At 41.5% G+C, this 6261-nt stretch carries 8 protein-coding genes and 1 pseudogene; 7 read left to right on the top strand and 2 right to left on the bottom strand.

The window, feature by feature from the left end; genetic code table 11:
* The 6 genes and pseudogenes from AB7E63_RS12940 to AB7E63_RS12965 form a co-directional block, all read left to right on the top strand.
* Positions 1-943 (top strand): hypothetical protein (locus AB7E63_RS12940; RefSeq protein ID WP_428419629.1); only part of this gene is annotated, 943 nt, incomplete at its 5' end.
* Positions 944-1021: 78 nt separating this feature from the next.
* Positions 1022-2011, top strand: coding sequence for a zinc-dependent alcohol dehydrogenase family protein (locus AB7E63_RS12945; RefSeq protein ID WP_036746595.1), 990 nt, complete (start codon positions 1022-1024; stop codon positions 2009-2011).
* 40 nt (positions 2012-2051) lie between these two features.
* A pseudogene (locus AB7E63_RS12950) lies at positions 2052-2144 on the top strand (IS607 family transposase); the annotation flags it as partial.
* Positions 2134-2574: a hypothetical protein gene (locus AB7E63_RS12955; protein WP_059359913.1), complete on the top strand. Its 441-nt coding sequence runs from the start codon at positions 2134-2136 to the stop codon at positions 2572-2574. The pseudogene AB7E63_RS12950 and the gene AB7E63_RS12955, both read left to right, overlap by 11 nt.
* A 171-nt stretch (positions 2575-2745) precedes the next feature.
* Positions 2746-3123, top strand: a complete 378-nt coding sequence (locus AB7E63_RS12960; protein WP_036746263.1) for a hypothetical protein — start codon at positions 2746-2748, stop codon at positions 3121-3123.
* Positions 3057-3635: an IS200/IS605 family accessory protein TnpB-related protein gene (locus AB7E63_RS12965; protein ID WP_006341474.1), complete on the top strand. Its 579-nt coding sequence runs from the start codon at positions 3057-3059 to the stop codon at positions 3633-3635. Before AB7E63_RS12960 ends, AB7E63_RS12965 begins: the two co-directional genes overlap by 67 nt.
* A gap of 113 nt (positions 3636-3748) precedes the next feature.
* Here AB7E63_RS12965 and AB7E63_RS12970 read toward each other — a convergent pair whose 3' ends face one another.
* Positions 3749-4783: an NAD(P)H-dependent flavin oxidoreductase gene (locus AB7E63_RS12970; RefSeq protein WP_006341473.1), complete on the bottom strand. Its 1035-nt coding sequence runs from the start codon at positions 4781-4783 to the stop codon at positions 3749-3751.
* The gene (locus AB7E63_RS12975; RefSeq protein ID WP_006341472.1) at positions 4776-5696 is read right to left on the bottom strand and encodes an NAD-dependent epimerase/dehydratase family protein; all 921 of its coding nucleotides are present in this window, start codon (positions 5694-5696) and stop codon (positions 4776-4778) included. Before AB7E63_RS12975 ends, AB7E63_RS12970 begins: the two co-directional genes overlap by 8 nt.
* An 82-nt stretch (positions 5697-5778) precedes the next feature.
* Between AB7E63_RS12975 and AB7E63_RS12980 the strand changes: the two genes are divergently transcribed.
* Positions 5779-6234, top strand: coding sequence for a pirin family protein (locus AB7E63_RS12980; protein ID WP_428419630.1), 456 nt, complete (start codon positions 5779-5781; stop codon positions 6232-6234).
* The last annotated feature ends 27 nt before the right edge of the window (positions 6235-6261 follow it).

Below are 6261 nucleotides of genomic sequence, written 5' to 3' on the forward strand. Positions count from 1 at the left end.
GCAAACAGATGAAAAAGAGAATTTAAAAACAACTTGTAAAAAAGAAGAAAAAGAAAAAACCGACGAAAAAGCAGAAACAAAAGAAGTAACCAATCCATGTGAAAAAAAACAGGAAGAGAAAGAAAAGAACAGCGAAGAGATTAAAGAAGAACCCCCAAAAGTTGGAAATTTCGCTTTACCTACTTCCCAACAACCTGCTGCACTGTTTGGATTTGGAGGAAATATTCTTGATAAAGATGAAGTGCAGCTCTATCTCTTTGCAGATTATTTTAGCGGAAAGAAAAGAGTTAACTCAGACATAATTCCAAGCGTTTTGTTTGGCGTAACGAATGAATTTTCTATCTATTTCAATTTCCCAGTTAATCCCTATTTGAGAGACGGCAAAAACCGATCAAGTGGTATAGAGGATTTCTTCATACAATTTGAGTATGCTTTTTATAACAAGTCGACAGCTTTCTATGTTGATGAAGCCACTATTGTTGCGAACATTACAGCACCTACTGGATCGACTAAAAAAAACCCACCCACTGGTTTTGGAGCACCCAGCGTATTTATTGGAGGCACTTTTTACCATACAATGGTCGATTGGTTTGCATTCACCTCACATGGAGCTATTTTAATGAGTTCAAATGGGGGGACTCGCATCGGGGATCAATTCCTCTACCAATTTGGATTTGGCAGAAATATTCCCAGCACGACAGATCGCATCTATGCCTGGATGTTAGAAATTGATGGCCAATATAACAAAAAAAATCGAATCGACCGAGTGATCGATCCCAATTCAGGCGGAAATGTCGTTTATGTAACCCCCTCCATTTGGATTTCAACCAAAGAATGGTTATTACAATTTGGGGTAAGTGTTCCTGTCACTCAAAATTTATTTGGAAAACAGCACAAAGTGGATTTTGCTCTAAACCTTAATTTCGCGTGGTCTTTTTATTAATTAAAAACAAATTATTTGAGAAATATCGTCAAATCTATCATTCTATCTCTAAAGATTATTCATATCAAGGAGGCTCTTGTGGCACGCATTGTTCGATTTCATAAAGTTGGTGGACCTGAAGTTTTGCAAATTGACGAAGTAGAAGTTCCCTCTCCCGGTCCTGATGAAGTGAGAATAAAAGTGAAGGCTCTCGGCCTCAACCGAGCAGAAGCCATGTTTAGAAGTGGACGCTATTTTTTTCAACCAACATTCCCTTCTCGTATAGGTTACGAAGCCTCAGGGATTGTCGAATCGGTTGGTCCGGATGTTAAGGATTTCGCACCTGGCGACAGTATTAGTATTGTTCCTGCAGCAGATCAAGGTAAATATGGTGTTTATGGTGAAATTGCAATTATCCCCGCACAGTATGCAGTCAAAAATCCTCCATCTTTATCTTTTGAAGAAGCTGCCGCCGTTTGGATGCAATACATGACAGCTTATGGGGCTCTTAATGATATTGCCGAAATGAAAAAAGACGATTATGTTGTCATCCCAGCCGCTTCTAGCAGCGTTGGCTTAGCAGCCATCCAGCTGTGTAACATGGTTGGGGCCATCCCTATCGCTACAACTCGTAAAAGCAATAAGAAGAAAGCTCTGCTGGATGAAGGAGCTGCACATGTTATTGCGACGGAAGAAGAAGATCTTGCAACAAAGCTAAAAGAGATCACAGGCGGTAAGGGTGCTAGAATCGTATTTGATCCCGTTGGAGGGAAAACTGTGCTTGCTTTAGCGGAAGGGATGGCGAATGGCGGTATCTTATTTCAATATGGAGCTCTTAGTCCAGATCCTACCCCATTTCCTTTGATGCCCGCGCTAGCCAAATCTCTTTCTATGCGCGGATATGTTCTTTTTGAAATTGTGAGTGATCCTGAAAGATTCGAGAGAGCGAAAAAATTTATTCTCAACGGACTCGCCTCTAAAAAATTAAAGCCAGTCATCGCCAAGACTTTTCCTCTTGATAAAATTGTGGACGCACATCGATATTTAGAGTCGAATCAACAAATTGGAAAAATTATTGTAACAGTCTAGAGAGAAAAAGCGGGGTTAGAAACAGCTTGCAAAAACATATACAAAGTTTTCAGCAAGATTGTATGGCAGCAGAAGCAAAAAGAACAAAAAATTGATTGAAGCCGCTAAAGTGTTGATTGACCATGACAACTGAGATGATGTTCACCTACCAAACACGCCTTGTGCTGAATGACGAACAAGACAACATCTTGCAACAATACGCGGATTTGCTCAGCCAAGTAGAACGTTCGTTGTACGCAGAAGTTGCTCAGGGAAAAGCGTCTGCTTCCTGCAAAAATCGGTTTCTGACAAGATTTAATATCACAGCACGACAATTTAATGCCTGTCGTGTGAGTTTGGACAGCAAAGTGGAAGGATGTCGAGTTGGACAAGATCGTGCCATTGAGAGTCTTAATCAACAAATCGCTTTGTTAGACCGAAGGATTCAACTTTTGGAAAAGAAGCCCTCAAAGCAATTTATTCTGCATCAAAAGAGACGGCGCCGAGCGATTTTGTTCCAACGTCGTGATTCCATTGAGGAGAGATCGCAAGCAAAAACGCGTCAGGCTCTGCTTTGGAAGTAAAAAGCTATTTAACACTCAATTTTATCTTGAGAAAAATGGGTTTTCCTCTCATTCGGAATGGAAAAAGGTATGGCAAGAAAGCCGAAATAGCGAGTTTTTTAGCTTGGGATCTAAGGATGAATCTTCAGGCAATCAGACATGTGTGGCTACCTTACAGAGCAATGAAACATTGTGTTTGCGCTTGCGCCTTCCCAAAGCCTTGGAGGACAAGCATGGGAAATACCTCTACATCCAGACGTTATGTTCGCTTACGGCCAACAACAAGTCTTAGCTGCAATGAATAATCCCAAGGGACAGGCGATATCCTATCGCTTTAAAAAAGATGCAAAGAGCAGGAGAGTGTTCACTTCGACAGCCCTTCCAAAGGCTGACTGTATTTCACAAGAGGGACTTGGAGTCATTGGAATCGATCTTAACGCCGATCATATCGCCTATATGGAAACAGATCGCTTTGGCAAGCCGATAAAATCAAGAATACTTTCTTGGGTTCTTATGGAAAGAGAAAAGAACAGCTTAAAGCGATCACAGGAGATCTCTGCAAGGAGATAATCGATCAAGCAAAAGCCACAAAGAAGCCACTTGTCATTGAAAACTTAGATTTTCGAAAGAAAAAGCTCACTTTACAAGACAGTGGAAATAAGAAATTTTCACGACTGTTATCCGGTTTTGCTTACGGGCTCTTCTTCGCATGTCTCATCGCACGCGCCTTCAAAGAAGGGATTGAGATCTACCGAGTCAATCCGGCATTTACCTCAACCATCGGGCGTATCAATTATGCGAAACGCTATGGCCTAAGTATCCATCTTGCAGCAGCTCTTTGCATAGCAAGACGTTACCAAAAATTTTCTGAAGCACCTTGCTCTTCCCATGGACAAATTCCCGATGGGAAAGGAGGCCATGTCGCTTTTGTTCTACCCGTGAGGAATCGAATAAAACACGTATGGCATTTTTGGGGTAGTGTGAAGAAGAAATTAACAACAGTGCTTGCAGCACACTTTCAGGCGATCCATCGATTCTCGAGTCCGCCTATTCCGGCTCTTGCGACAGCGAATAGCTCCTGACTGTTATTGGTGAGATTCCAATATGTGAATCGTTAGCAAAATTGCTTGGCTAGCGTTTAATCATTCAGCTCAGTAAAGAGTAGATATGTATAGATTTTAAGTGGCAGTTTACACTACGCCCCCCGCGCTTTAGCTATGAAAAGCTGATAAGCCATTTGCTGAATCAAATCACGCGCTGAAATCGATTGGCATAAGGGATAACCCTGCCCTGCCAAAAGAAACATGAGATCCATGCGCCCTTTTTGTGCGGCCAATGCTCGCAGTTTTGCCGTAAGAAAATGCTGTACAGGATAAGGGAGTACAGCTTTCTTGCCTAGTTCCGCCACGAATCGGTTTTCTATTAGCCGTGCCAATTTTCCAGTGAAAGCCTTAGATAATTTTGTTGGAGCATTTTCTTCAAGTAAAGCTTTTTTATAGGCCTGGTTTGCTCCGCTTTCGATAGTCGTGACAAATGCCGTTCCCAATTGCGCATACTTTGCTCCCATCGCAAGAGCCGCTGCGATCCCATAGCCATCCATAATTCCCCCCGCAGCGATTAAAGGCAATTTAACAACTCGCTTTGTTAATGAAAGTAGCACGGATAAGCTATAGCAAGGATCTGGATTTGAAAAGCATCCTCGATGCCCTCCGGCTTCATAGCCCTGACAAACAATTCCATCACATCCCACTCGTTCCAATAAAATGGCTTCGCGTGGGTTAGTGGCTGTTCCAAACACTAATATTCCCTGCTTTCTAAAACGTTGAATGATGTCTTCTGAAGGGATCCCAAATGTAAAACTAAAAACAGAAATCTTTTCCTCTAATAAAACTTCGACTTGCTCTTCAAAGGCTGGAAGCTTTAGCTCTGTGGGAACTTCTAATGGTTCATCTGTAAGCTCTTTCCAAAAGGGTTTAATGAATTCGAGAGCTGCTAGTAGGTCAGGGAGGAGAATGTCTTTTTCCAAAACAAAAAGATTCACTCCAAAAGGATGCTTCGTCAACACTTTCGTTTCCCGAACAACCTTTTGAAGCTCCTCTGGTGTCATATATCCTCCACCTAAAGAGCCTAAAGCGCCTGTATTTGATACCGCAGCAGCTAGCTGAGGAGTCGCTACACCTCCCATGGGAGCTTGAATCAAAGGAAGTTTAAGGGCTAATCTTTCATCCATCTTGTTTAATCCATTCAAAAAGTCTAGGTTTGAAGTGTAATTCTTTTTTAGCTTTTGCATTTGATGCCGCCCGCAATTTTGTTGCGTAATAAACAGAGTCAGCCCCTCTTAGCTTAAATCCTTCCTTTTCTGAAATGAAAGGAGGAGCGGCCGTTTTTAAATACTTTGCGAAAGCAGGTAGCCATTCATGCATAGGTGACGGGTGATCATTTACAACATTATAAACTCCTGGCACACTTTTAATAGCAGACACAATAGCATGAGTAGCATCTTCAATATGTACAAAATTCCACACCCCCTCTCCCGCCCCAATAATGGGGAACTGCTGCTTCCGAATTTGCTCTGCAACATCACCTTCTGGATTAAACCATGTCCCAAGTCCATAAAAAAAACCAAATCGCAATGCGACTCCTTCTAAGGAACTTGCTTTAAAAAGACGTTTTTCAATTTCTTCATATAACCGTACGCCCTCAGCAATTCCAGGTGATGCTTGAAAAGCCATCGATGTATTTTCATCGGCCATTCCCTCGCCAGGCTCATACCAAAATCCGCTTGATTGCGCTATATAACGCTTCACGCCCTGTTGCACAGCAGCCGTCAAGAGATTAGCCCCACCTTCCATTCGAATCTGTGCGTCTAATAGAGCTGCTTGACGCATGGATTCCGGTGTATATTCTTTAGGTAAACGTGTTAACATATCGATCACAATCGTTGGTTTAACATCACTCAAAACCGCAGCTACCGCCTCTGTATTTAAAACATCCAAAATCACAGGCTTTGCTCCCTCTTTGGCTAACTTAGCAGAACGCTCTTTCGACAGAGTTATTCCATAAACTTCATAGCCTTCTTTTAAAAGTTCTTTAACTAAAGGTTGTCCAATCGCCCCTGTAGCACCAGCAATCAAAATCTTCATGAAAAACCTCTTTCTAAAAATAACTTACATTTCTTATGAATGATCTTTTCAGATTATAAAGAAAAATACAACTTTTGGAGAAATGATGACCTATAAAATTCGAAAAAGTCATGAGCGTAAATTTTTCGATCATGGTTGGTTAAAAACATTCCATACGTTTTCATTTGCACACTATTACGACCCAAATTTTATGGGATTTAGAAGCCTACGTGTGATCAATGAAGATCGGGTTGCTCCAGGCAACGGATTTCCCATGCACCATCATGAAAATATGGAAATTATTAGCATTGTGCTAGAAGGAAGTCTTGCTCATCGAGATAGCATGGGAACAGAATCTGTCATTCATGCCAATGATATTCAACAAATGAGTGCAGGCACTGGAGTTAATCATAGCGAATACAATCCTTCAAGCACTGAACCTGTGCATTTTTTACAAATTTGGATTTTGCCAAATCAGGAAAACATTCAGCCTCGTTACCAACAAATGCCACTGCCCACCAGTCTAAATGAATGGATATTAATTGCCTCTGAAAACTGACAACAAAATTCCATTAAAATTCAAAAA

Source organism: Parachlamydia sp., from assembly GCF_050255895.1.
GTDB classification, from domain to species: Bacteria; Chlamydiota; Chlamydiia; order Chlamydiales; family Parachlamydiaceae; genus Parachlamydia; species Parachlamydia acanthamoebae.